A 24,917-nucleotide genomic window follows, 5' to 3' on the forward strand; every position below is an offset into this window, starting at 1 on the left:
GAGGGGAGTACTCCCTGACTGCGGCGCACCCGTCAGTACGGATCGATCTCGATCCCGGGGCGCCGGCCCGTCCCGGGTGGAAGAGACCTCCGGCAGCGACAACGCTGAAAGTGTTTGCCGTTACGTAATGCCGGAGGTGCAGTGAACGTCTCTGTGGCCCTGTGGGTCCTGACCGTCGCGGGTCTCGCCGTCCTGATCGCGGTCGACTTCTTCATCGGGCGCAAGCCTCACGACGTGTCGATCAAGGAAGCGGGTATCTGGACCGCCGTCTGGATCGCCTTGGCCGGACTCTTCGGCCTCGGTCTCCTCTTCTTCGGCGGTGGTCAGCCGGCCGGCGAGTTCTTCGCGGGCTTCATCACCGAGAAGTCGCTGAGCGTCGACAACCTCTTCGTCTTCGTCCTGATCATGGCGAAGTTCGCGGTGCCCTCGCAGTACCAGCAGCGGGTCCTGCTCGTCGGTGTCCTCATAGCCCTGGTCCTGCGGGCCGTCTTCATCGCGGCCGGAGCCGCGATCATCGCCAGCTTCTCCTGGGTCTTCTTCCTCTTCGGGGCCTTCCTGATCTGGACCGCCTGGAAACTCGTCCAGGAGGCCCGCGCCGACCAGGAGGACGAGGAGTACGAGGAGAACAAGCTGCTGAAGGCCGCGGAGCGCAGGTTCGGCGTGGCCGACCGGTACCACGGCACCAAGCTCTGGATCCAGCAGAACGGCAAGCGGGTCATGACCCCGATGCTGGTCGTGATGCTCGCCATCGGCACCACCGACGTGCTGTTCGCGCTGGACTCCATCCCCGCGATCTTCGGCCTGACCCAGGACCCGTACATCGTCTTCACCGCCAACGCCTTCGCCCTGATGGGGCTGCGCCAGCTGTACTTCCTCATCGGCGGCCTGCTGAGGAAGCTGGTCCACCTTTCGTACGGCCTGTCGATCATCCTCGGCTTCATCGGCGTCAAGCTGGTCCTGCACGCACTGCACGAGTCCGGGGTCCATGTCCCCGAGATCAGCATCCCGGTCTCTCTCGGCGTGATCTGTGCGGTCCTGGTCGTCACCACCGTCACCAGCCTGATGGCGTCCAGGAAGCAGGCGGCCGCCGAGGCGGCGCGCACCGGGAGCGGCGGCGCGGCGCAGGACAGCGTCGACGCCTGACCTGCGGGGCGCGAGAGCCGTCACCCCACCTGCGGGGCACCAACCGTAACAGCGCTGGTGCCCCGCACCGGAAAGGATGAGAACGGATCCGAAAGGAACGGAATGCAAATCCTGTACGTGTCTGCCACGATCGCTGCATGATCACTCGGCTCAGGTCGCTCACCGCTCAGTGGACGCTCCTGGTGCCGGTGCTCGCGGTCGTGCTGCTGATCCTCACCTGGGGCCGTGATCTCCCCGGCGCGGTCGTCGCCCTGGTGACTGTCGTCCTCGCGGGGGCGGTCCTCGCTGCGGTGCACCACGCCGAGGTGGTCGCCCACCGGGTCGGCGAACCCTTCGGTTCCCTGGTGCTCGCGGTCGCTGTCACGATCATCGAGGTGGCCCTGATCGTCACCCTCATGGCCGACGGCGGCGACAAGAGCTCCACCCTGGCCCGCGACACCGTCTTCGCCGCCGTGATGATCACCTGCAACGGCATCGTCGGAATCTGCCTCCTCGTCGCCTCCCTGCGCCACGGGACCGCGGTCTTCAACCCTGAGGGCACCGGCGCGGCCCTCGCGACCGTGGCGACCCTGGCCACGCTCAGCCTGGTGCTGCCGACCTTCACGACCAGCAAGCCGGGTCCCGAGTTCTCCACCGTGCAGCTGGCCTTCGCCGCGCTGTCCTCGCTGATCCTCTACGGCCTGTTCGTGGCCACCCAGACGGTGCGGCACCGCGACTACTTCCTGCCGATCACCCGGCAGGGCGAGGTCATCACGGCTGACGACCATGCCACGCCGCCGTCCGCGCGCATGGCCTGGATCAGCCTCGGCCTGCTCGGTCTCGCCCTGGTCGGTGTGGTCGGCCTCGCCAAGAGCGTGTCGCCCACCATCGAGTCCGGTGTGGCGGCGGCCGGCCTGGACCAGGCGGTCGTCGGTGTGATCATCGCCCTGCTCGTCCTGCTGCCGGAGACGATCGCCGCGCTGCGCTCCGCCCGTCGTGACCGGGTGCAGACCAGCCTCAACCTCGCGCTCGGCTCGGCGATGGCCAGCATCGGCCTGACCATCCCCGCTGTCGCCCTCGCTTCCGTCTGGCTGTCGGGACCGCTCGTCCTCGGTCTCGGGCCGACGCACATGCTGCTGCTCCTGCTGACCGTGGTGGTCAGCTCCCTGACGGTGGTGCCAGGCCGGGCCACACCCCTGCAGGGCGGTGTGCACCTCGTGCTGTTCGCGGCCTACCTGGAGCTGGCGATCAACCCTTAGCGCGGCCCGCCCGGTCGGCCTGTGTCTGCTCCGCCGCCGGTGCGAGCACGGGCCGCGTCTCCGGCAAGAGTGCGAAGCAGACCAGGCTCAAGAGGGCGATCCCCGTCAGATACACGCCCACGCTCCATGGAACCCGCCCGCCGTGCTCCGCCAGCGCCGTCGCCACGATGGGGGTGAGCGCGCCGCCCAGGACACCGCCGAGGTTGTAGCCGACCGCGGCCCCCGTGCAGCGCACCCGCGCCTCGTACAGCTCCGGCAGGTACGCGGCGATCACCCCGAACATGATGATGAACGCGATCAGCGCGACCAGGATGCCCACGAACATCAGCAGTGGCTCGCCCGTCCCCAGCAGAGCGACCATCGGCAGCATCCACAGGGCGCACGCCGTGCACCCCACCAGGCACAGCGGACGGCGCCCGTAGCGGTCGCCGAGCAGCGCCACGACAGGAGTGAGCGCTCCCTTCACCACCACCGCGGCCATGACACAGGTCAGCATGACGGTGCGGCTCACCCCGAGCCGTTCGGTCGCATACGCCAGCGACCAGGTCGTCACCGCGTAGAACACCGCGTACCCGACGGCCAGCGCCCCGGCCGTCAGCAGCACCAGCCGCCCGTGGTGCCGTACGACCTCGATGAACGGCACGCGCGCGTGGTCGTCGATTTCCAGGAACCGGGGGCTCTCGGCGAGCGACGAGCGCAGCCACAGCCCGGCCAGGGCCAGCACACCGGCCGCCCAGAACGGCACCCGCCACCCCCACTGTGCGAACTGCACGTCGGACAGCGACTCCGACAGCGCGAGCATCACCCCGTTGGCGAGCACGAAGCCGAGGGCGGGCCCCACCTGGGGGAAGCTCGACCACAGGGCGCGCCGCCCCGCGGGCGCGTGCTCCGCTGTCAGCAGCACCGCACCGCCCCACTCGCCGCCGAGCCCCAGCCCCTGAAGGAAGCGCAGCACGAGCAGCAGTACAGGGGCGGCCATGCCGATGGATCCGTATGCCGGTACGCACCCGACCGCGACCGTCGAGGCGCCGGTCAGCAGCAGGGAGAGGACCAGCACCGGCCGTCGTCCGCGCCGGTCGCCGAGGTGCCCGAACAGCACCGAGCCCAGCGGCCGGGCCACGAACCCCACCCCGAACGTCGCGAACGCCGCCAGCGTCCCCGCCACCGGCGAGAACGTCGGGAAGAACAGCGGGCCCAGGACCAGGGCCGCCGCGGTCCCGTAGACGAAGAAGTCGTAGAACTCGATCGCGGTTCCGGCGAGCGAGGCGGCCGCGAGCCGCGGCATGGAGGGGGCCCTTACGGCCCGTACATCGTGCACACCGCGTCAACTACCCACTGTGATCAAGGGTTACGGGGGCGCGCGGAGGTGATCACGTCGCCGCCGCGCGCGCCGCGGCGGCCGGTGCACGCGACCCTCGGCCGCGCCGCCCGCCGTGATAGACCGGGTCCGAAGAGCGGTCGTGGACGAGCCGCCCCGAACGGACGGAGGAACCGTGCCCCGCACCTTGGCCAACGCCCCGATCATGATCCTCAACGGGCCCAACCTGAACCTCCTCGGCCAGCGTCAGCCCGAGATCTACGGCAAGGACACGCTCGCCGACGTCGAGGCGCTGTGCGCAAAGGCGGCGGCAGCGCACGGCGGCACGGTGGACTTCCGGCAGTCCAACCACGAGGGCGAACTGGTCGACTGGATCCACGAGGCGCGGCTCGGCCACTGCGGGGTCGTCATCAACCCCGCCGCCTACTCGCACACCTCGGTCGCCCTTCTGGACGCGCTCAACACCTGCGACGGCATGCCCGTGCTGGAGGTGCACATCTCCAACATCCACCAGCGCGAGTCGTTCCGGCACCACTCGTACGTATCGCTGCGTGCCGACGGCGTGATCGCGGGCTGCGGGGTGCAGGGCTATGTGTTCGGCGTGGAGCGGGTCGCCGCCCTTGTGGGGGCGGCTCAGGCCGACGCGTAGACCCTGCGGAGCTACAGACGGCCCGCCTCCACGATCCGCCGCAGGAAGCGCCGTGTGCGCTCCTGCTGCGGATCGCCGAAGACCTGCTCGGCGGTGCCGCGTTCCAGCACCACCCCTCCGTCCAGAAAACAGACCTGGTCGGCGACGTCCCGCGCGAAACCCATCTCGTGCGTCGCCAGCACCATGGTCATGCCCTCGCCCTTCAGGTCACGGACCACCGACAGCACCTCGCCCACGAGTTCGGGGTCCAGCGCGGCGGTGATCTCGTCGAGCAGCAGCAGCCGCGGCCGTACGGCGAGGGCCCGCACGATCGCCACACGCTGCTGCTGTCCGCCGCTCAGCCGGTCCGGGTAGGTGTCCGCCCTGCCACCCAGTCCGAGCCGCTCCAGCAGCTCCCTGGCCCGTTCCTCGGCCTCGGCGCGGGAGGCACCGTGCACGCGGCGCGGCGCGAGCGTGATGTTGTCCAGCACGGTCATGTGCGGGAACAGGTTGTACGCCTGGAAAACCACGCCGATACGACGCCGTACCGCGTCCTGGTCGACGCGCGGGTCGGTGATCTCCTCGCCGTCCAGCCAGATCGCGCCGTCGTCGATGTCCTCCAGGAGGTTGGCGCAGCGCAGCAGCGTGGACTTCCCCGAGCCGGAGGCGCCGATCAGCGCGGTCACGGTGTGCGGGGCGACCTCCAGGCCGATGTCGCGCAGCACGACCGAGCCCCCGAACGTCTTGCGTACGGATTCCATCCGCAGCACCGGGGAGCCGTCCTCGGGTGCCGTGCTCATATCGATCCTCCCTGCGCCCGCTGCCGGTCCATCCTGGCCGTCACCCAGTCGGTGAAGCGGGTCATCGGGATGGTCAGCGCCACGAAGACCAGGCCCGCGACTATGTACGGCGTGTAGTTGAGGCTGCGGCCCACGATGATGTCGGCGGCCCGTACGGCGTCCACCGCGCCGCCGATCGACACCAGGCCGGTGTCCTTCTGCAGCGACACCAGGTCGTTGAGCAGCGGCGGCACCTGGCGGCGCACCGCCTGGGGCAGCACGACGTAGCGCAGCGCCTGCCGGTTGGTGAGGCCGAGGGAGCGGGCCGCGGCGCGCTGCGAGGGGTGGATGGACTCGATGCCGGCCCGGAACACCTCGGCCACGTACGCCGAGTACGTCAGTGTCAGCGCCGTACCGCCCAGCAGCACCGGATCGACCGTCACACCCTGCAGCCGCAGCGCGGGAACGCCCAGCACCACGATCATCAAGTTGATGATGAGAGGGAGACCGCGGAAGAAGTCGGTGTACGCCGCCGCCAGTACGCGCAGCGGGAAGAACACCGGGCCGCGCAGCGTGCGGGCGATGGCGATCAGCATGCCGAGGACCAGTACGGCGGCACCGCAGATGAGCAGGAGGCGGAGGTTCAGCCACAGCCCTTCGAGGACCTTCGGGAACGCCTCGCGCGCGTACTGCGCGCTGAAGAACGTGTCCTTGGTACGTGGCCACCCTGGCGCGTTGACGACGACCAGGTAGAGCACGACGGCCGTGACCAGGGTCGACAGCGCCGCGACGGCCGTCGCGCGGCGGGCGCGCACCCTCTTGTAGCGCTCGCGCTCCAGTCGCCGCTCGGAGGGCACATAGCCGTCACCGGCGCCCGGCGGCCCGTTCCCGGCGTCGCCGGGCGTGCCACCCGTGCCGTCCGCCCCTTCCGGGGCGGACTCGCCCTTGGTGACGGTCACTTGAGCACCGGTGCGTCGACGGCTTCGGAGAGCCACTGCTTCTCGATCGCCGCCAGCGCGCCGTCCGTGCGCAGGGCGTCGACGGCACCTGTCACGCACGAGGTCAGCGCACTGCCCTTGTCGAGCACGAGCCCGAACTGCTCGGGCGTGCCGCCCTGGTTCTCGAACTGGCCGACGATCTTCGCGTCGGTCACCTCGGCCGCGGTGATGTAGAAGGCGGTCGGCAGGTCGGTGACGACGGCGTCGACCTGGCCGTTCTTCAGCGCGGACTTGGCCTGGTCGTTCTTCGCGTACACGGCGGCCTCCTGCGTCGGCTTCACCACGTCGGTGATGTAGTCGAGGCTCGTGGTGCCCACCTGGGCGCCCAGCTTGAGGTCCTTCAGGTCCGCGATGCTCGTCGCCTTCGCGGCCTTGCTGTTCTTCAGCGCGATGACGGCCTGGCGCACGTCGTAGTAACCGGAGGAGAAGTCCACGGCCTTCTTGCGCTCGGTGCTGATCGACACCTGGTTGATGTCGAAGTCGAAGGTCTTCACGCCGGGCGCGAACGCCTTGTTGAAGGGCACGCTCTGCCAGACCACCGCGCTCTTGTCGTAGCCCAGTTGCTTCGCCACGGCGTAGGCGACCGCGGACTCGAAGCCCTTGCCGTTCGCGGGCTTGTCGTCCTTGAACCACGGCTCGTACGCGGGTTCGTCCGTCGCGATCGTCAGCTTCCCGGACGTCTTGGTGGCCAACTTGCCCTTGGCGCAGCTCTTCACGGCGGACCCGGACGGGGCGGCCGACGCGTTCTCCTCGGGCTGCGGAGCACAGCCGACAGCGGTGGCGAGCAGGGCTACGGTGGCGGCGGCTACCGCGCGGCGCGGTGCGCGAGGGGCAGGGTACATGGCGGGAGATTGGCAGCGAACCCCCCGTTTGTCCAGGTCACACTGTTCACTGTCCGCATGGTGGGAACCGGTGTTGCAGTCGTGTGAACGCTGCCCCCGCGAGGTCGCCTTCGCCTGGGGCCGCCGGTCGAGGGCGGGGTTGGAAGACCGGCGGCCCATACCGCGCAGGAGCCGTCATCCTGTGCGGGGCTGCCACCAGTTGACTGCCGGAAACGGCGCCGGGGGAGCGCGCATGCACCCCCGGCGCGTGCGAACAGTTCACACGAGGCGCGCGAAGTGAAGTGCGCGCCGGGCGCACATGAAGGGCGTGCGCCGGGCGCGCAAAATCGCCCGCTTGCCACTTACCGCCTACTGCTTACCGCTCACCACCCGCGCGCGTGCCACTCCGGCAGATGCGGCCGCTCCGTGCCCAGCGTGGTGTCGTTGCCGTGCCCGGGGTAGACCCAGGTCTCGTCCGGCAGTACCTCGAAGATCTTCGCCTCGACGTCGTGGATCAGGCTGGCGAACGCCTTCGGGTCCTTGCGCGTGTTGCCGACACCGCCCGGAAAGAGGCAGTCTCCCGTGAAGACGTGCGGATGGCCGTGCGGGTCGTCGTAGACCAGCGCGATGGAGCCGGGCGTGTGTCCGACGAGATGGCGCGCGGTGAGTTCCACGCGCCCCACCCTGATGACGTCACCGTCGTCGACCAGGACGTCGGTCGGCACCGGGATGCCGGAGGCGTCCTCCCGGCCCGCGTACGTACGGGCACCCGTGGCGGAGACGACCTCGGCGAGCGCCTGCCAGTGGTCGCCGTGCTGATGGGTGGTGACGACGGAGGCGATGCCGTCGTCACCGATCATGGCGAGCAGGGTCTGCCCCTCGTTGGCGGCGTCGATCAGGAGTTGCTCGTCGGTGGCCCGGCAGCGCAGCAGATAGGCGTTGTTGTCCATCGGGCCGACCGCGATCTTGGTGATCATCAGGTCTTTCAGCTCGTGCACGTCCGCCGGGCCGCCGACCTTGACCTCTCCGCTGTACGTCATGGCGATCAGCCTATAGCGGGGAAGGCCGCGGCGGCCCGGCGCGGCGCTACAGCGGAGGCAGCTGCGGGAGTGCCCCGTCCGTCGCCTCCAGCGCGGCTCCCTCGCGGCGTCCGGCGAGCCAGCCCAGCAGTTCCGCCGGAGCGCCGCTGACCGTGACCGCGGGCTCGACCGCCTCCCGTCCCGTGCTCCACGCGCGCGTGCCGTCCGTGACGCGGGTCGCCGGGACGTCGGGGTGCCCGGAGAAGCGCTGCGTCAGGAAGTCGATCTCGCGCTCCGTGAACTCCACCGGAAGATCCTCCAGCTCGTACCCGATTCCGAGGTCCACATGGTGCAGCTCGACCTCGACCCACCGCCGGAACGGCACCCGGGACGCGGAGTCGGTGACCCCGTTGCGCAGCTCCACCGTGCGCGTCCAGTCCGCCGGCGCCGCCCCTGTCCCCTGGAAGCCGGCCGCGCTCTCGCGGACGTCGGCGACCTGGATGTCCAGGGGGCGCGGGGCGTCCCGCTCGATGTCGGCGTCCCGGGTCTCGGCGCTCGGGTACATGGGCCGGCCCTCGAGGACGTTCACGAGCGCGTCCGCGTTGCGGGCGAGGTGGGCGAGGATGTGTCCGCGGGTCCAGCCGGGCAGCCGTGACGGCTCGGCGAGCGACGCGTTGTCCAGTTTGGAGACAGCGGTGAGGAGCCGCTCGGTCGCGTCACGTACAAAGGCCAGGTCATGAGCGTGATCAATCATGGGCCTGACCCTAGTCCCGCCACACCTTCGGGTGAAGGTGTGGAACCTCGCCCGCAAATCGAATGCACGTGCTATATCGTCGGGGGCGGCGTCGGGCATGCTGGATGACCGGGAGTTGTTATGCAACCGGGAAATCCGACCGGCGTTGTCAGTGGCTCCCCCTAGTCTCGAAGAAGCACGGGGGCCCCGCCCCTGTCACTTCTCTCAAGAAAGGTGCGGACCGGCGTGGCCGACCGTCTCATCGTCCGTGGCGCGCGCGAGCACAACCTGAAGAATGTCTCGCTCGACCTGCCGCGTGACTCGCTCATCGTCTTCACGGGCCTGTCGGGGTCGGGCAAGTCCTCCCTGGCCTTCGACACGATCTTCGCCGAGGGCCAGCGCCGGTACGTGGAGTCGCTCTCCTCGTACGCCCGCCAGTTCCTCGGCCAGATGGACAAGCCGGACGTCGACTTCATCGAGGGTCTGTCCCCGGCGGTCTCCATCGACCAGAAGTCGACCTCGCGCAACCCGCGCTCGACGGTCGGCACCATCACCGAGGTCTACGACTACCTGCGTCTGCTCTTCGCGCGCATCGGCAAGCCGCACTGCCCCGAGTGCGGCCGCCCGATCTCGCGCCAGTCGCCGCAGGCCATCGTCGACAAGGTCCTGGAGCTGCCGGAGGGGAGCCGCTTCCAGGTGCTGTCGCCGCTGGTGCGCGAGCGCAAGGGCGAATTCGTCGACCTCTTCGCCGACCTGCAGACCAAGGGCTACTCACGTGCGCGCGTGGACGGCGAGACCATCCAGCTGTCCGAGCCGCCGGCCCTGAAGAAGCAGGAGAAGCACACCATCGAGGTGGTCGTCGACCGCCTCACGGTCAAGGACTCCGCCAAGCGGCGCCTCACCGACTCGGTGGAGACCGCCCTCGGCCTGTCCGGCGGCATGGTCGTGCTCGACTTCGTCGACCTTCCCGAGGGCGACCCCGAGCGCGAGCGCATGTACTCGGAGCACCTGTACTGCGCGTACGACGACCTGTCCTTCGAGGAGCTGGAGCCCCGCTCCTTCTCCTTCAACTCGCCCTTCGGCGCCTGCCCCGAGTGCACCGGCATCGGGACGCGGATGGAGGTCGACCCGGAGCTGATCGTCCCGGACGAGGACAAGTCCCTGGACGAGGGCGCCATCCACCCCTGGTCCCACGGGCACACCAAGGACTACTTCGGCCGCCTGATCGGCGCGCTCGCGGACGCGCTCGGCTTCCGTACCGACATCCCCTTCGCGGGTCTGCCGCAGCGCGCGAAGAAGGCCCTGCTCCACGGCCACAAGACCCAGATCGAGGTGCGGTACCGCAACCGGTACGGCCGGGAGCGTGTGTACACCACGCCCTTCGAGGGTGCGGTGCCCTTCGTGAAGCGCCGGCACAGCGAGGCCGAGAGCGACGCCAGCCGTGAGCGCTTCGAGGGCTATATGCGCGAGGTGCCCTGCCCCGGCTGTGAGGGCACGCGTCTGAAGCCGATCGTCCTCGCCGTCACGGTCATGGAGAAGTCGATCGCCGAGGTCTCCGGGATGTCGATCAGCGACTGCGCGGACTTCCTGGGCGAGCTGAAGCTGAACGCCCGCGACAAGAAGATCGCCGAGCGCGTCCTGAAGGAGGTCAACGAGCGGCTGCGCTTCCTGGTCGACGTCGGCCTGGACTATCTCTCCCTCAACCGCGCGGCCGGCACCCTCTCCGGCGGCGAGGCCCAGCGCATCCGCCTGGCCACCCAGATCGGCTCCGGCCTCGTCGGCGTCCTGTACGTCCTGGACGAGCCGTCCATCGGTCTGCACCAGCGTGACAACCACCGGCTGATCGAGACCCTGGTCCGGCTGCGCGACATGGGCAACACGCTCATCGTCGTGGAGCACGACGAGGACACGATCAAGATCGCCGACTGGATCGTGGACATCGGTCCCGGCGCCGGCGAGCACGGCGGCAAGGTCGTGCACAGCGGCCACCTGAAGGAGCTGCTCGCCAACACCGAGTCGCAGACCGGCCAGTACCTCTCGGGTCGCAAGTCCATCCCGCTCCCGGACGTGCGGCGGCCGCGCGACCCGTCCCGGCAGCTGACCGTGCACGGCGCCCGTGAGAACAACCTGCAGGACATCGACGTGTCCTTCCCGCTGGGTGTGTTCACGGCCGTCACGGGCGTGTCCGGATCCGGCAAGTCGACGCTGGTCAACGACATCCTCTACACGCACCTGGCCCGCGAGCTGAACGGTGCGCGCAGCGTCCCCGGCCGGCACACGCGCGTGGACGGCGACGACCTCGTCGACAAGGTCGTGCACGTCGACCAGTCGCCCATCGGCCGCACCCCGCGGTCCAACCCGGCGACCTACACCGGCGTCTTCGACCACGTCCGCAAGCTGTTCGCCGAGACCACCGAGGCGAAGGTCCGCGGCTACCTGCCCGGGCGTTTCTCCTTCAACGTCAAGGGCGGCCGCTGCGAGAACTGCGCGGGCGACGGCACCATCAAGATCGAGATGAACTTCCTCCCGGACGTCTACGTCCCGTGCGAGGTCTGCCACGGCGCCCGGTACAACCGGGAGACCCTGGAGGTCCACTACAAGGGCAAGTCCATCGCCGACGTGCTGAACATGCCGATCGAGGAGGCGACCGACTTCTTCGAGGCGGTGCCGGCCATCTCCCGGCACCTGCGGACCCTGAAGGACGTCGGCCTCGGCTACGTCCGGCTCGGCCAGTCGGCGACCACCCTGTCCGGTGGTGAGGCGCAGCGCGTGAAGCTCGCCAGCGAGCTGCAGAAGCGCTCCACCGGACGCACGGTCTACGTCCTGGACGAGCCGACCACCGGTCTGCACTTCGAGGACATCAGCAAGCTGCTGAAGGTCCTCGCCGGCCTGGTCGACAAGGGCAACACGGTCATCGTCATCGAGCACAACCTCGACGTGATCAAGACCGCGGACTGGGTCGTCGACATGGGTCCGGAGGGCGGCGCAGGCGGTGGCCTCGTGGTCGCCGAGGGCACACCCGAGGAGGTCGCGGGCGTCCCGGCCAGCCACACCGGCAAGTTCCTGCGCGAGGTCCTCGGCGCCGACCGCATCAGCGACGCGGAACCGGTGAAGGCGCCGCGCGGCCCGGCGGCGAGAAAGACGGCCGCGGCCAAGTCGACGGTGCGCAAGACGGTGACCGCCAAGGCCAACAACACGGCCACCAAGAAGGCCGCCGCAGCCACGAAGAAGGCGGCGCCGGCGAAGAAGACGGCGCGGGCCCGCAAGGACTGAGCCCCGTTCGGGCCATGCCCTGACACAACATCCGTTCGGGCCCCGTGCCCTGACACCACATCAAGAACCGGCGCCCCGCGGGAACTCCCCGCGGGGCGCCGTTCGTTCCACCATCAGCCACCCTGGCCCTGCGGTGCGACAGGCACGACCGGCCGCCGCCAACTGCAGGTCCAGTTGCACCTTGACAACATCACCGTGGATTCGGGCTCGAACTAGGACACGCTCCGCAGCCGACTCACAGCTCGCCCAGCTCGGCCGCGTAGGGAGGCTCCGCTCCCGCGCGTGAGCAGGTGACCGCCGCCGCGCGCGCCGCGAACCGCAGCAGGCGCTGCCAGCCGTCCGCGCCCAGGGCGGCGAGTGCCGACGGCGAGAGGGCGTCCTGGGCGGACAGGCCGTGCAGCAGGGCCGCGTTCACCGTGTCACCGGCGCCGATGGTGTCCACGACCTCGACCTTCTCGCCCGGCACGGAGTATTCCGCGCCGTCCCGGGTGTGGACGGTCAGGCCGTCGCCACCCCGGGTGACCACGACGGCCGACGGTCCCGCGGCCAGCCACTCGCGCGGGCTGCCGCCCAGCCACTGGGCGTCCTCCGCGGACAGCTTCAGCAGCGTCACCGAGGGCAGCCAGTTCTTGAAGCGCGCACGGTAGGCGTCCGCGTCCGGGATGAGACCCGCCCGGATGTTGGGATCGAGGGCGGTGAACAGGCCTTGTGCCGCCGCGGTCCGCATCAGCTCCTCGTAGGCGCTCGCCCCGGGTTCCAGGACGAGAGAGCAGGTGCCGAAGGACACCGCGCGGGTGCCGGCGGGGAGTCCGGTGGGGGCGCCGAAGAGGCGGTCGGCGGTGCCGTCGACGTAGAAGGAGTAGGCGGCCGAGCCGCCGGCGTCGATGGTGGCGACCGCGAGGGTGGTCGGTTCGTGGCCGCGCTGTACGCCGGACACGTCCACTCCGGCCCGCCGCAGCCCGTCGAGCAGGGCCTCGCCGAAGGCGTCGTACGAGGTGCGGGAGCAGAAGGCCGTCGGGGAGCCGAGGCGGCCGAGGGCCACGGCGGTGTTGTACGGGCCGCCGCCGAGCGCCGGCTTCAGGTCCGCCAGGGCACCCGGGCCGTGCGGTACCAGGTCGATCAGAGCCTCACCGGCGACGACGATCACGAGGCGGTTCCCTTCTCGGAGAGCGCGGTTGGTTCGGTCTTCCGGCCGGGCCCGGCCGGTGGGGGGCCCGCGGCCCCGTCCCGGTCCTCCGGGCACCCGCAGGAGGTGCGGTGGACGAAGGTGCACGGCAGCCGGACCGTCCGGGCGGGCCGGTCCGGCGTGGCCAGCCGGTCCAGGAGCACCTGGACGGCCTGGGCGCCGATCTCCCTGCTGGGCTGGGCGATGGCCGTGAGCCGGGGCGAGAACAGGTCGGCCCAGGCGAAGTCGTCGAAGCAGCACAGGGCGATGTCGTCCGGCACGGCCAGACCCTGCCGGCGCAGGGCGCGCAGGGCTCCGATGGTCATGGCGTTGTTGGCGGTGACGAGCGCCGTGGGGGGAACGGGGAGCGACAGCAGGGCGGCCGTGGCTCGCTCGGCGCCGGCCGCCTCGGAGTTGCCGGACACCACGAGGTCCTCGTCGCGGACGAGGCCGGCGGCGGCGAGGGCCTGCCGATAGCCGACGATCCGCTCAGTGGTCGTGCTGAGCCCGGACAGGCCCGCGACCAGGCCGATCCGGCGATGTCCGAGCCCGGCGAGGTGTGTGACGAGGCGGGCGGTCGGACCGGAGTTCTCGGCGCAGACCTGATCGAAAACGGCTTGATCGAAACCGGTCTGATCCAAGCCGGCTTCCTGACCGAGACGGGCCGGGCCGGGACCCGTCTCCTGGTCGGGGCCGGCCTGCTCGGATCGGTTCTGCTCGGGTCCGGGCTGATCGAGGTGCGGGGTGCCTGCGGCAGGGTCGCCGGAGGGGAGCACCCGGTCGAGGAACACCGTCGGCACGGAGTGGCGACTGAGGTAGGCCACGAGGTCGTGCGGGTCCGCGGAGGGCGCGACGATCATGCCGTCCACCCGGCGCTCATGGAGGAGCTGGACGACCTTCCGTTCGTGCACGGGGTCGTCGTGCGGGTCGGCGATGAGCAGGCTGTAGCCCGCCTCCAGGGCGGCGGCCTCGACGCCTTGGAGGATCTCCGTGAAGTACGGGTTGCTGATCGCCGACACCGCGAGACCGATGGAGCGGGTGCGGGAGGTCACCAGGGAGCGGGCGAGGGTGTTGGGCGTGTAGCCGAGCGCGTCGACGGCGTTCAGTACGGCCTGGCGGGTGTGGGACAGCACCGGGCGCGTGCCGTTGAGCACGTGGGAGACCGTCGCGACGGAGACACCGGCGCTCCGGGCGACGTCCGCCATGGTGGCCATCGCGTCCCCTCTCTGACCTGCTCAGCCGCTCAGATGCTGAGCTGTCGAGCCCCTGATGCGCTTTTCCGTCACCCGCCGCCGGTCGGACTGCCGGACGCCGGGAACGTACCTCATCCCTCCCCATCGCGTAAACGCTTGCGCAAACGTTTACGTGCCCCGGGTCCACCTTCACTCACGCTCACCGCCTCTGCCCCGACCCTGCCCCGCCCCCGACCCGGACCCGGCCGTTCTGCCCGGGTATCGTCGGCCTGCACGCCCCCTGAGCAGTGGAGATCTGATGACCGCCCGCCCGGCCCGCCCGGTTCGCCCGTCCACGAGTCGTCGTACCGTCCTTCGAGGAGCCGCCGTGGCCCCGGTCGCCGGGCTCGGACTGGCCGCCTGCTCGGCCCCGGGCGGCGCCTCGGCCGACGCGACCCCGACCGCGCCGGTCGACCTCGGCGCCGAGGCCGAGGTGGCGAAGGGCGGCGCCAAGCTCTACCGGGACCACAACGTGGTGGTCAGCCGGGACGGGAGCGGTGCCCTCAAGGCGTACAGCACCGTCTGCACGCACGCGGGGTGCCCCATCAACAAGCTCCAGGGGACTACCCTGATCTGCCCCTGCCACGGCAGCCAGTTCGATGCCGTGACGGGCAAGGTGGTCCAGGCACCGGCCACCGAGCCGTTGAACGAGCTGCCGGTGAAGACGTCGAACGGCAGGATCATCGCCGGCCCGGGTGCCTGACCCGCCCGCACGTCCGAGCTACGTCAGGCGCTCACTGCCGGCCGCCTGTCACCACCGCCCGCCTGTCACGCCACTTCCGTGACCCGTGACCCGTGACCCGTGACCCGGGTCCCTCGTCACTCCCAGTCCCACGCGATGCCGACGAGCCCCGGCCGTATCCGGGGCTCGACCACATGGACGCTGTGGTGCGGCCAGGTGACCGGCAGTTCGTGCCGGCCACTGCGCGGCGCCGCGGGGGAGTGCTGGGTGAAGCGATGGCAGCGCGCCGGCAGCGCGGACCCGTCGAAGCTCACCTGGAGCGCGTACTGGCCGCCCGCGAAGCCGAACCCGTGGACGTACTCGCGCGAGACTCCCGCCGTGCCGTCCTCGACGCCGTACCGGAAGAGGAACGTGTCGCCGGAGCGCAGCCGGGTGCCGAAGAGGAGCTCGGTCACCAGTACGCCGGTGTTCTGGTCCCAACGGATGCGCCCGGTGCGGCAGTTCTCCAGGGCGTGCACCGTCATGGCGTGCGGGCTGCAGCCGGGGTCGCCGTGGTGGACGGCGACGAAACGGTCGACGCCGTCGCGGTGGGCCCGCACGATGTGGTGGGACTCGCGGCCCACCAGTTCGCGGCGGGCGCCGATCCGGACGCGTTCGTGGTGGCCGAGGGTGTGCAGTCCGCCGTCGAGGGACCAGCCCAGGTCGGCCTGGAGCCGGTGCAGGACGTCGGAGGCCTCGATCAGGGAGCGGTAGGAGCGGGCCGAGGGGCGGCCGGGGGAGGTGGGCTCGCCGGACTCGGTGAGCAGCCGGATCAGGGACTCGTCCGGCAGCTGGAGGATCTCCTCCAGGGCTCGTACGGCGCGCAGTGACTCGGGGCGCTGCGGGCGGCGGGCGCCCTGCTGCCAGTAACTCAGGCTGGTGACCCCGACCTTGACCCCGTGGCGCGACAGATGGTGCTGCACACGCTGGAGCGGCAGTCCGCGGGCGGCGATCGCGGCGCGCAGCGCCACGTGGAAGGGGCCGCCCCGCAGGGCCGTGTCCAGTTCCGCGGTGGGGACGTCCGCGTGCTCTGTGGCGTGCCGCATGCACAGGGGCCTTTCTGTGAGGTGTCACGACGGCTGGTCAGACCGTTGACGCAGGCGTGCGGGGCCGCCCCCGTGGGCGCCGGAGCGCCCGAATCTGCGCACGCCGCGTCCTTCCGCCGGCGTGCGAGGCCCCGAGTTCCCCCGCATTGAAGCGTGTTGACCAGGCCCCGACAACACCTCGGACCCGGTCACCGTGTACTCCTGGCCGAGCCGCGCCCCCACGCGCGCGAGCCCGGGCCCGCACGGTCTGCGGGAGCGCCCGCGTGGGTGCGCGGCCGGGCGGGTCCGGAGGGGGCAGCATGGCCGGAATGCGGCCCTCAGGGGCAACGCGGCGACGGTTGCCGGCGCGGAGCCGCGCCGGTGGGCGTTGTCCACAGGCCCGACGCGGTGTCGGTGCTCGCCAGTAGGGTGTGAGACATGGCCGACCCCTCCAGCTACCGCCCCAGGCCGGGTGAGATCCCGGACTCTCCCGGGGTGTACAGGTTCCGTGACGAGCACCGCCGGGTGATCTACGTCGGAAAGGCGAAGAGCCTGCGCCAGCGCCTGGCGAACTACTTCCAGGACCTGGCGAACCTGCACCCGCGCACCCGGACGATGGTGACCACCGCCGCCTCCGTGGAGTGGACCGTGGTGTCCACGGAGGTCGAGGCGCTGCAGCTGGAGTACTCCTGGATCAAGGAGTACGACCCCCGGTTCAACGTCAAGTACCGCGACGACAAGAGCTACCCGTACCTCGCGGTGACGATGAACGAGGAGTTCCCGCGCGTGCAGGTGATGCGCGGTCACAAGAAGAAGGGCGTCAGGTACTTCGGCCCGTACGGCCATGCGTGGGCCATCCGGGACACCGTCGACCTGCTGCTGCGGGTCTTCCCGGTGCGCACCTGCTCGGCCGGGGTCTTCAAGAACGCGGCCCGCACCGGCCGTCCCTGCCTGCTCGGCTACATCGGCAAGTGCTCCGCCCCCTGCGTCGGCCGCATCACTCCCGAGGACCACGGGGACCTGGCGGAGGACTTCTGCGACTTCATGGCGGGCCGCACCGGCACCTACCTCCGCCGTCTGGAGAAGCAGATGATGGAGGCGGCCGAGGAGATGGAGTACGAGCGGGCCGCCCGCCTGCGCGACGACATCGAGGCCCTGAAGAAGGCCATGGAGAAGAACGCGGTCGTGCTCGCCGACGCGACCGACGCCGATCTCATCGCGGTCGCCGAGGACGAGCTGGAGGCGGCCGTCCAGATCTTCCACGTGCGCGGCGGCCGGGTGCGCGGCCAGCGCGGCTGGGTGACCGACAAGGTCGAGGAGGTCACCACCGGCGCCCTCGTCGAGCACGCCCTGCAGCAGCTGTACGGCGAGGAGACGGGGGACGCCGTCCCCAAGGAGGTCCTGGTCCCGGCCCTGCCCGAGCCGGTCGAGCCGGTCCAGGAATGGCTGACCGGCCGCCGCGGGTCGAACGTCTCGCTGCGCATCCCGCAGCGCGGCGACAAGAAGGCGCTCATGGAGACCGTGGAGCGCAACGCCCAGCAGGCCCTGGCCCTGCACAAGACGAAGCGCGCCTCCGACCTGACCACCCGCTCCCGGGCGCTGGAGGAGATCGCCGAGGCCCTCGACCTGGACAGCGCCCCGCTGCGGATCGAGTGCTACGACATCTCGCACCTGCAGGGTGACGACGTTGTCGCCTCCATGGTCGTCTTCGAGGACGGCCTGCAGCGCAAGAGCGAGTACCGCCGCTTCCAGATCAAGGGCTTCGCGGGCCAGGACGACGTCCGCTCCATGCACGAGGTGATCACCCGCCGCTTCCGGCGCTACCTCGCCGAGAAGGAGAAGACGGGGGAGTGGGCCGACGGCGAGGAGACGCTCACCGACGGCGAGAACACCCTCACCGACGGCGACCCCTTCGCCGTCTCCCTCAAGGACGACGAGGGCCGCCCCAAGAAGTTCGCCTACCCGCCCCAGCTCGTCGTGGTCGACGGCGGGCAGCCGCAGGTCGCGGCGGCCCGCCGGGCCCTGGACGAGCTGGGCATCGACGACATCGCCGTGTGCGGCCTCGCCAAGCGTCTGGAGGAGGTCTGGGTGCCCGGCGAGGACGACCCGGTGGTCCTGCCCCGCACCAGCGAGGGCCTCTATCTGCTCCAGCGAGTCCGCGACGAGGCGCACCGCTTCGCGATCACCTACCAGCGCACCAAACGTGCCAAGCGCTTCCGTGCCGGCCCCCTGGACGAGGTGCCCGGCCTCGGCGAGACCCGCAAACAGGCGCTCATCAAGCATTTCGGCTCGGTGAAGAAGCTGCGGTCCGCCACAATCGAGCAGATCCAGGAGGTGCCGGGCATAGGCCGGAAGACGGCCGAGACCATTGCCGCGGCCCTCGCCCGGGCGGTTCCGGCCGCACCCGCCGTGAACACGGCGACCGGAGAGATCATTGAGGACGAGGAACCCGATACGACGGCGGGTTCCTCGGGGGAGCCCGTGACCGCGGGTCTCCCGGACGAACGACGGGGGCAGGAGACATGACCGAGCACGACGCACAGCCCACAGCGGACCGAGAACAGGCGACCGCGGGGGAGCCGCAGCAGGCGGTTCAGGAAAACGGAGAACAGGTGAGTACGGACGTCACGCCGGCCGGGGCCCCCGAACCGGCCATCCCCGAGCTGGTGATCATCTCCGGCATGTCCGGAGCGGGCCGGTCGACGGCCGCGAAGTGTCTGGAGGACCTCGGCTGGTTCGTCGTGGACAACCTCCCGCCCGCCCTGATCCCCACCATGGTGGAGCTGGGTGCCCGTTCCCAGGGCAACGTGGCGCGGATCGCGGTCGTCGTCGACGTACGAGGGCGGCGCTTCTTCGACAATCTGCGCGAGTCCCTCGCCGACCTCGAGAGCCGGGCCGTCACGCGCCGGATCGTCTTCCTGGAGTCCTCCGACGACGCCCTGGTGCGCCGCTTCGAGTCGGTGCGCCGCCCGCACCCCCTGCAGGGCGACGGGCGCATCGTCGACGGCATCGCGGCCGAGCGCGAGCTGCTGCGCGAGCTGCGCGGCGACGCCGACCTGGTGATCGACACCTCCAGCCTCAACGTGCACGAGCTGCGCGCCAAGATGGACGCCCAGTTCGCGGGCGAGGAGGAGCCCGAGCTGCGGGCCACCGTGATGTCCTTCGGCTTCAAGTACGGCCTGCCGGTCGACGCCGATCTGGTCGCGGACATGCGGTTCCTGCCCAACCCGCACTGGGTGCCGGAGCTGCGCCCGTTCACCGGCCTCAACGAGGAGGTGTCCGCGTATGTCTTCAACCAGCCCGGCGCCAAGGAGTTCCTCGACCGGTACGCCGAGCTGCTGAGACTGATCGCGACCGGGTACCGGCGCGAGGGCAAGCGCTATGTGACGATCGCCATCGGCTGCACCGGCGGCAAGCACCGCTCGGTCGCGGTGTCCGAGAAGCTCGCCGCGCGACTCGCGGCCGAGGGCGTGGAGACGGTGGTCGTACACCGGGACATGGGACGGGAATGACAGAACGTACACGGCGCCTGAGCAGGCTGCGCCGGGTGGTGCCGGAGGGCCGTTCGAGCCGCTCCGTGGCCGACGCGCGGGCGGTTCGCCCCGCGGAGGTCCGCGGCGGCCGGGCCCGCCGGCGCGGCACCCAGCCCAAGGTCGTCGCCCTCGGCGGCGGCATGGGTCTGTCCGCCTCGCTCGCCGCGCTGCGCCGGATCACCGGCGACCTCACCGCCGTCGTCACGGTGGCCGACGACGGCGGCTCCAGCGGGCGCCTGCGCGACGAGCTGGGCGTGCTGCCGCCCGGCGACCTGCGCAAGGCGCTGGCCGCGCTGTGCGGAGACGACGACTGGGGCCAGACCTGGGCCCGGGTCATCCAGCACCGCTTCCACTCCAAGGGCGACCTGCACGACCACGCGGTCGGCAACCTCCTGATCGTCGCTCTGTGGGAGCAGCTCGGGGACCATGTCCAGGCCCTGGACCTGGTCGGCAAGCTGCTCGGCGCGCACGGCCGGGTGCTGCCCATGTCCGCCGTACCGCTGGAGCTGCAGGCCCTGGTCAAGGGGCACGATCCGGTACGGCCCGAGCGGGTCGACACGGTGCGCGGGCAGGCGACCGTCGCCCTCACGCCCGGCGAGGTGCAGTCGGTGCACCTCGTGCCGCACGACCCGCCGGCCGTCCCCGAGGCCGTCGCGGCGGTCCTGGACGCGGACTGGGTGGTGCTGGGCCCCGGCTCCTGGTTCTCCTCGGTCATCCCGCACCTGCTCGTCCCGGAGCTGCTGGACGCTCTCACGCAGACCAAGGCGCGCCGGGTGCTGTCCCTGAACCTCGCTCCGCAGCCCGGAGAAACCGAGGGCTTCTCCCCGCAGCGTCATTTGGAGGTTTTGGGGCGACACGCCCCTAAACTCGCCCTGGACGTGGTGCTGGCCGACGAGGCCGCGGTGCCCGACCGCGACTCGCTCACCGAGGCCGCCAAGCGGCTGGGAGCCGCGGTCGAGCTGGCGCCGGTGGCCCGGACCGACGGAAGCCCCCGGCACGACCCGGAGCTGCTGGCCGCCGCGTACGACCGTATTTTTCGGATGCATGGAAGGATCGGCCCATGGCGATGACGGCAGCGGTGAAGGACGAGATCTCTCGGCTCCCCGTCACCCGGACCTGCTGCAGGAAGGCGGAGGTCTCCGCCATTCTGCGGTTCGCCGGCGGCCTCCACCTGGTGAGCGGGCGCATCGTGATCGAGGCGGAGCTGGACACCGCGATGGCGGCCCGCCGGCTCAAGCGGGACATCCTGGAGATCTTCGGCCACAGTTCTGAACTGATCGTGATGGCGCCCGGCGGACTGCGCCGCGGCTCGCGCTACGTCGTGCGTGTGGTCGCGGGCGGCGATCAGCTGGCCCGTCAGACCGGCCTCGTCGACGGCCGGGGCCGCCCGATCCGCGGCCTGCCCCCGCAGGTGGTCTCCGGTGCCACCTGTGACGCCGAGGCGGCCTGGCGCGGGGCCTTCCTGGCGCACGGCTCGCTGACCGAGCCCGGCCGCTCCTCCTCCCTGGAGGTGACCTGCCCGGGCCCGGAGGCCGCGCTCGCGCTGGTCGGCGCCGCCCGTCGGCTGTCCATCGCCGCGAAGGCCCGTGAGGTGCGCGGGGTGGACCGGGTGGTCGTGCGCGACGGTGACGCGATCGGCGCCCTGCTGACCCGGCTCGGCGCGCACGAGTCCGTGCTGGCCTGGGAGGAGCGCCGGATGCGGCGCGAGGTGCGGGCCACGGCCAACCGGCTCGCCAACTTCGACGACGCCAACCTGCGCCGCTCGGCCCGCGCCGCCGTGGCCGCCGGTGCCCGGGTCCAGCGGGCCCTGGAGATCCTCGCCGAAGAGGTACCGGAGCATCTGGCCGCCGCCGGCCGGCTGCGCATGGAGCACAAGCAGGCCTCCCTGGAGGAGCTGGGCGCGCTCGCCGACCCGCCGCTCACCAAGGACGCGGTCGCGGGCCGTATCCGCCGGCTGCTGGCGATGGCCGACAAGCGCGCCGCCGACCTGGGCATCCCGGGCACGGAGGCCAACCTCTCGGAGGAACTGGCGGACAACCTGGCGGGCTGACCGGGAGCCGTACCAACTCGCCGGTGCCGGCGTCCATTCGGGTGGTCGGCACCGGCGTTTGCGTGTCCGTGAGGCGCTCTTGACTCGATCATGATGTGACATGAGCCTGGCAACCTGTTCGCCGCTGTGGCGGACCACCGGTAGGGGGGTTCATGAGACACAGAGCGAGATCGATCCTCGCTGTCGGCACGCTCCTGATCGGGGGAGCGAGCCTTGCACCCATCGCCCAGGCCCAGAGCGGTAGTCCTTCCCCGTCCGACCCCGACGAGGTCAAGGTCTTCCGCGCGGATGTCACCCAGCAGCAGATTCCCCTGCTCCTCGAGGCCGGACAGGACGGCCACGAGCTCGGCGAGCAGGTCGCCGGAAGCGGCAGGACCAAGGTCGAGGTCTACCTCACCGACCAGCAGGCCGAGAAGCTGGAGAAGCAGGGCGTCCACCTCAGCGAGCACGCCCTGTCGCCCAAGGCCGAGGCGCGCGTCCGGGGTGCCTCCCAGGGCGTGTTCCGCCCGTACGGCGCAAGCGGAGGTCTGGAACAGGAGATCGTCCGGACCGGGCAGGCCCACCCCGATCTCACCAAGGTCGAGTCCATCGGCAAGACGGTCAACGGTCAGGACATCCTCGCGCTCAAACTGACCAAGAACGCGAGCAAGTCGAAGGACGGCTCCAAGCCCGCCGTCCTGTACATGTCCAACCAGCACGCGCGCGAGTGGATCACGCCGGAGATGACCCGGCGTCTGATGCACTACTACCTGGACCACTACAAGACGGACCGGCGCATCAAGAAGATCGTCGACTCGACCGAGCTGTGGTTCGTCCTCTCGGCCAACCCGGACGGTTACGACTACACCTTCCAGAGCCCCGCCAACCGTCTGTGGCGCAAGAACCTGCGTGACGTCAACGGCGACGGCGTCATCAGCACGGGCGACGGCGTCGACCTCAACCGCAACTTCCCCTACAAGTGGGGCTACGACGACGAGGGCTCGTCCCCCAACCCCACCAGCCAGACCTACCGCGGCGCGAGCCCCGAGTCCGAGCCGGAGACCAGGGCCCTCGACGGCTTCGAGAAGCGCATCGGTTTCACATACGCCATCAACTACCACTCCGCCGCCGAACTCCTCCTCTACGGCGTCGGCTGGCAGGTCGCCACCCCGACCCCGGACGACGTGCTCTACAAGGCGCTCGCGGGCACCCCCGACAACCCGGCGATCCCGGGCTACCGTTCGCAGCTCTCGTCGGAGCTGTACACCACCAACGGCGAAGCGGACGGCCATGCCTCGAATGTCAACGGCATGGCGATGTTCACCCCCGAGATGTCGACCTGTCAGACCGCGTCGAACGTCGACCCGAACGACGCCTGGAAGCCCGAGGACTGCCAGTCGGACTTCACCTTCCCCGACGACGAGAAGCTGATCCGGCAGGAGTTCGAGAAGAACGTCCCGTTCGCGCTCTCGGTGGCAGAGACCGCCGCCCACCCCGACCGGCCGGCCTCCTCGGTCGGTCTGAGCGCCGCCGACTTCACCCCCGCCGCGTTCTCCGCGTCGTACTCGCGCGGTGCGGACCAGGAGGTCTCGGTCGTCGCACGCAAGTCCGTGCGCGACAAGGAGCTCAAGTACCGCGTCAACGGCGGCCGTACCCGGGACCAGGCGCTCCGGCGCTGGAAGGGCGGCGAGACCTACGGCGGCGAGGACAACCTCTACTTCGACGAGTACCGGGCCAAGGTCCAGGACGGCGAACCGGGTGACAGGGTCGAGGTCTGGTTCACCGGTGAGACGAAGAGCGGCAAGAAGGTGTCCGGCTCCCACTTCACCTACACCGTCGCAAAGCGGCCCGGCGCCGACACCCTCGTCGTCGCCGAGGAGGGCGCGGCCGCCGCGCAGGCGCAGACGTACGTGGACGCGCTGAAGGCGAGCGGCCACCGGGCGATCGTCTGGGACGTCGCCACGCAGGGCGCACCCGACGCGCTCGGCGTGCTGGGGCACTTCAGGACGGTCGTGCACTACTCGGGCGCGAGCGGCCCGGGCAACGCCACGCAGCTCCAGTTGCGCGCCTACCTCAACGAGGGCGGCCGGCTGATCGAGGCCGGCGAACTGGCCGGCGGCAGCGTCGACCTCGGCGACGGCACCCTCTCGGACGACTTCAGCCAGTACTACCTGGGCGCCTACAGCCGTACCTCGACCAAGGGAGTCACCGGTTTCAGCGGCTCCGGAAACCTCGGCGGCTACACCACCGCCCTGGGCGACGCGCCCGGCAATCCGCTGGACAGGGCCGGCACCTACGGCGTCACCTCGGACGAGCTGTCCGCCGACACCTACCCGCAGTTCAAGAGCACGGGCGCGGGCCGGTTCGCCGGCGTCGTCAGCCCGTACGGCCCGTACTCCGGCTCGTACATGGCCGCTGCCCTGCACACCGACGACGCCTACAAGCGCCTCATCCGAACCGTCGACCTCACCGGTGTCGCTGCCGCGGACAGGCCGACGCTGAGCACCCGGCTGCTGTGGGACACCGAGCCCGGATATGACCACGCGGTCGTCGAGATCCACACCGTGGGCGCCGACGACTGGACGACCCTCCCGGAGGCCGGCGGGGCCACGAGGACCGCCGTACCGTCCGAGTGCGGGGCCGGGTTCCTGATCGGCGAGCACCCCTGGCTCAAGCACTACCTCACGCTCGCGGACAACGCCTGCACCGCGACCGGCACCACCGGCTCGTGGAACAGCCTCACCGGCAGCTCCGGCGGCTGGCAGCAGGTGAACTTCGACCTGAGCGCGTACGCCGGGAAGTCCGTCGAGGTCTCGATCGGCTACATCACCGACCCGGGCAGCGGCGGGCACGGCGTTCTCGCCGACGACGCCTCGCTCGTGGCCGGCGGCACGGCGAAGGAGACCGAGGGCTTCGAGACGTCCCTGGGCGCCTGGCGCGCGGCCGGCCCGCCCGCGGGCAGCCCGGCGGTCCTGAAGGACTGGGCGCGCGCCGGAACGCTCTTCCAGACGTACGGAGCGGTCACCACCGAGGACACCGTGCTGCTCGGCTTCGGCCTGGAACAGGTGCCGTCGGCGGCCGGCCGGACGGCCCTGCTGAAGAAGGCGTTCGCCTCTCTTGACGGATGACCGCGGCCTCCACTCGACAGGTGAGCGGGACCCTCACTCAACGGTGCGCGAAAGCGTCACTCATCAGGTGAGCCGACCCGCTCACGAACGAGTGAAAAGAGCGTCAACGGGCACCGGCATTACGTAACAAAGAG

The 24,917-nt window shown here is 70.6% G+C and carries 19 protein-coding genes; 10 read left to right on the plus strand and 9 right to left on the minus strand.

Translation table 11 applies throughout. The annotated features are described in order from the left end of the window. Positions 1–141 precede the first annotated feature (141 nt). Positions 142–1,143 carry a TerC family protein gene (locus ACIRU3_RS14175; protein WP_404055870.1) on the plus strand — a complete coding sequence of 334 codons (1,002 nt, stop codon included), beginning with the start codon at positions 142–144 and terminating at the stop codon, positions 1,141–1,143. 137 nt (positions 1,144–1,280) lie between these two features. Beyond that, positions 1,281–2,381, plus strand: coding sequence for a calcium:proton antiporter (locus ACIRU3_RS14180; protein ID WP_404055872.1), 1,101 nt, complete (start codon positions 1,281–1,283; stop codon positions 2,379–2,381). Here the strand turns inward: ACIRU3_RS14180 and ACIRU3_RS14185 are convergent. After that, positions 2,371–3,666, minus strand: a complete 1,296-nt coding sequence (locus ACIRU3_RS14185) for an MFS transporter (RefSeq protein WP_404055874.1) — start codon at positions 3,664–3,666, stop codon at positions 2,371–2,373. The two genes, ACIRU3_RS14180 and ACIRU3_RS14185, sit on opposite strands and share 11 nt — an antisense overlap. 208 nt (positions 3,667–3,874) lie before the next feature. Here ACIRU3_RS14185 and aroQ point away from each other — a divergent pair, with 208 nt between their 5' ends. After that, a complete protein-coding gene (aroQ, locus tag ACIRU3_RS14190; protein ID WP_404055876.1) occupies positions 3,875–4,348 on the plus strand; it encodes a type II 3-dehydroquinate dehydratase in 474 nt (157 codons plus the stop codon). 11 nt (positions 4,349–4,359) lie between these two features. On the opposite strand, the gene ACIRU3_RS14195 is transcribed toward aroQ, so the two are convergent. The 5 genes from ACIRU3_RS14195 to ACIRU3_RS14215 form a co-directional block, all read right to left on the minus strand. Next, a complete protein-coding gene (locus ACIRU3_RS14195) occupies positions 4,360–5,127 on the minus strand; it encodes an amino acid ABC transporter ATP-binding protein (RefSeq protein WP_404055878.1) in 768 nt (255 codons plus the stop codon). Next, positions 5,124–6,065, minus strand: a complete 942-nt coding sequence (locus ACIRU3_RS14200; protein WP_404055880.1) for an amino acid ABC transporter permease — start codon at positions 6,063–6,065, stop codon at positions 5,124–5,126. Before ACIRU3_RS14200 ends, ACIRU3_RS14195 begins: the two co-directional genes overlap by 4 nt. Next, positions 6,062–6,946 carry an ABC transporter substrate-binding protein gene (locus ACIRU3_RS14205; protein WP_404055882.1) on the minus strand — a complete coding sequence of 295 codons (885 nt, stop codon included), beginning with the start codon at positions 6,944–6,946 and terminating at the stop codon, positions 6,062–6,064. The genes ACIRU3_RS14200 and ACIRU3_RS14205 overlap by 4 nt, the downstream gene beginning before the upstream one ends. A 362-nt stretch (positions 6,947–7,308) precedes the next feature. Further along, the gene (locus tag ACIRU3_RS14210; RefSeq protein WP_404055884.1) at positions 7,309–7,965 is read right to left on the minus strand and encodes an MBL fold metallo-hydrolase; all 657 of its coding nucleotides are present in this window, start codon (positions 7,963–7,965) and stop codon (positions 7,309–7,311) included. Between the two features lie 46 nt (positions 7,966–8,011). Next, the gene (locus ACIRU3_RS14215; RefSeq protein ID WP_404055886.1) at positions 8,012–8,698 is read right to left on the minus strand and encodes a maleylpyruvate isomerase family mycothiol-dependent enzyme; all 687 of its coding nucleotides are present in this window, start codon (positions 8,696–8,698) and stop codon (positions 8,012–8,014) included. Between the two features lie 225 nt (positions 8,699–8,923). On the opposite strand from ACIRU3_RS14215, the gene uvrA reads away from it, so the two are divergent. Further along, entirely contained in the window at positions 8,924–11,950 is a 3,027-nt protein-coding gene (gene uvrA, locus ACIRU3_RS14220; RefSeq protein ID WP_404055888.1) for an excinuclease ABC subunit UvrA, read from the plus strand. 235 nt (positions 11,951–12,185) lie between these two features. Here the strand turns inward: uvrA and ACIRU3_RS14225 are convergent, their stop codons facing one another. Both ACIRU3_RS14225 and ACIRU3_RS14230 read right to left on the minus strand, forming a co-directional pair. Then, positions 12,186–13,097 (minus strand): carbohydrate kinase, encoded by a 912-nt coding sequence (locus ACIRU3_RS14225; RefSeq protein ID WP_404055890.1) that lies wholly within the window; start codon positions 13,095–13,097, stop codon positions 12,186–12,188. Continuing rightward, positions 13,094–14,329, minus strand: a complete 1,236-nt coding sequence (locus ACIRU3_RS14230) for a LacI family DNA-binding transcriptional regulator (RefSeq protein ID WP_404055892.1) — start codon at positions 14,327–14,329, stop codon at positions 13,094–13,096. The genes ACIRU3_RS14225 and ACIRU3_RS14230 overlap by 4 nt, the downstream gene beginning before the upstream one ends. A gap of 277 nt (positions 14,330–14,606) precedes the next feature. Between ACIRU3_RS14230 and ACIRU3_RS14235 the strand changes: the two genes are divergently transcribed. After that, the gene (locus ACIRU3_RS14235) at positions 14,607–15,050 is read left to right on the plus strand and encodes a Rieske 2Fe-2S domain-containing protein (RefSeq protein WP_404055894.1); all 444 of its coding nucleotides are present in this window, start codon (positions 14,607–14,609) and stop codon (positions 15,048–15,050) included. Positions 15,051–15,166: 116 nt separating this feature from the next. Here the strand turns inward: ACIRU3_RS14235 and ACIRU3_RS14240 are convergent, their stop codons facing one another. Then, on the minus strand, positions 15,167–16,114 hold the full coding sequence (locus ACIRU3_RS14240) for a hypothetical protein (protein ID WP_404055896.1): 948 nt from the start codon (positions 16,112–16,114) through the stop codon (positions 15,167–15,169). Positions 16,115–16,531: 417 nt separating this feature from the next. On the opposite strand from ACIRU3_RS14240, the gene uvrC reads away from it, so the two are divergent. The 5 genes from uvrC (at position 16,532) to ACIRU3_RS14265 (ending at position 24,783) form a co-directional block, all read left to right on the plus strand. Further along, positions 16,532–18,619, plus strand: a complete 2,088-nt coding sequence (uvrC, locus tag ACIRU3_RS14245) for an excinuclease ABC subunit UvrC (RefSeq protein WP_404055897.1) — start codon at positions 16,532–16,534, stop codon at positions 18,617–18,619. After that, entirely contained in the window at positions 18,616–19,605 is a 990-nt protein-coding gene (rapZ, locus tag ACIRU3_RS14250; protein ID WP_404055899.1) for an RNase adapter RapZ, read from the plus strand. The genes uvrC and rapZ overlap by 4 nt, the downstream gene beginning before the upstream one ends. Next, positions 19,602–20,696 carry a uridine diphosphate-N-acetylglucosamine-binding protein YvcK gene (yvcK, locus tag ACIRU3_RS14255; RefSeq protein ID WP_404055901.1) on the plus strand — a complete coding sequence of 365 codons (1,095 nt, stop codon included), beginning with the start codon at positions 19,602–19,604 and terminating at the stop codon, positions 20,694–20,696. Before rapZ ends, yvcK begins: the two co-directional genes overlap by 4 nt. Beyond that, on the plus strand, positions 20,687–21,676 hold the full coding sequence (gene whiA / locus ACIRU3_RS14260; protein ID WP_404055903.1) for a DNA-binding protein WhiA: 990 nt from the start codon (positions 20,687–20,689) through the stop codon (positions 21,674–21,676). The genes yvcK and whiA overlap by 10 nt, the downstream gene beginning before the upstream one ends. Before the next feature lie 152 nt (positions 21,677–21,828). Beyond that, the gene (locus tag ACIRU3_RS14265; protein WP_404055905.1) at positions 21,829–24,783 is read left to right on the plus strand and encodes a M14 family zinc carboxypeptidase; all 2,955 of its coding nucleotides are present in this window, start codon (positions 21,829–21,831) and stop codon (positions 24,781–24,783) included. Positions 24,784–24,917 lie beyond the last annotated feature (134 nt).

It is taken from the genome of Streptomyces sp. NPDC101151, assembly GCF_044768335.1.
Lineage (GTDB): Bacteria > Actinomycetota > Actinomycetes > Streptomycetales > Streptomycetaceae > Streptomyces.

Bases quoted from the DNA above. Each gene is read 5' to 3' on its own strand.
- ACIRU3_RS14230 (WP_404055892.1), bottom strand. From the start codon at position 14,329: ATGGCCACCATGGCGGACGTCGCCCGGAGCGCCGGTGTCTCCGTCGCG.
- ACIRU3_RS14205 (WP_404055882.1), bottom strand. From the start codon at position 6,946: ATGTACCCTGCCCCTCGCGCACCGCGCCGCGCGGTAGCCGCCGCCACC.
- ACIRU3_RS14240 (WP_404055896.1), bottom strand. From the start codon at position 16,114: ATGCGGCACGCCACAGAGCACGCGGACGTCCCCACCGCGGAACTGGAC.
- yvcK (WP_404055901.1), top strand. From the start codon at position 19,602: ATGACAGAACGTACACGGCGCCTGAGCAGGCTGCGCCGGGTGGTGCCG.
- ACIRU3_RS14180 (WP_404055872.1), top strand. From the start codon at position 1,281: ATGATCACTCGGCTCAGGTCGCTCACCGCTCAGTGGACGCTCCTGGTG.
- ACIRU3_RS14210 (WP_404055884.1), bottom strand. From the start codon at position 7,965: ATGACGTACAGCGGAGAGGTCAAGGTCGGCGGCCCGGCGGACGTGCAC.
- ACIRU3_RS14195 (WP_404055878.1), bottom strand. From the start codon at position 5,127: ATGAGCACGGCACCCGAGGACGGCTCCCCGGTGCTGCGGATGGAATCC.
- ACIRU3_RS14185 (WP_404055874.1), bottom strand. From the start codon at position 3,666: ATGCCGCGGCTCGCGGCCGCCTCGCTCGCCGGAACCGCGATCGAGTTC.
- ACIRU3_RS14215 (WP_404055886.1), bottom strand. From the start codon at position 8,698: ATGATTGATCACGCTCATGACCTGGCCTTTGTACGTGACGCGACCGAG.
- whiA (WP_404055903.1), top strand. From the start codon at position 20,687: ATGGCGATGACGGCAGCGGTGAAGGACGAGATCTCTCGGCTCCCCGTC.
- ACIRU3_RS14265 (WP_404055905.1), top strand. From the start codon at position 21,829: ATGAGACACAGAGCGAGATCGATCCTCGCTGTCGGCACGCTCCTGATC.
- uvrC (WP_404055897.1), top strand. From the start codon at position 16,532: ATGGCCGACCCCTCCAGCTACCGCCCCAGGCCGGGTGAGATCCCGGAC.
- ACIRU3_RS14235 (WP_404055894.1), top strand. From the start codon at position 14,607: ATGACCGCCCGCCCGGCCCGCCCGGTTCGCCCGTCCACGAGTCGTCGT.
- rapZ (WP_404055899.1), top strand. From the start codon at position 18,616: ATGACCGAGCACGACGCACAGCCCACAGCGGACCGAGAACAGGCGACC.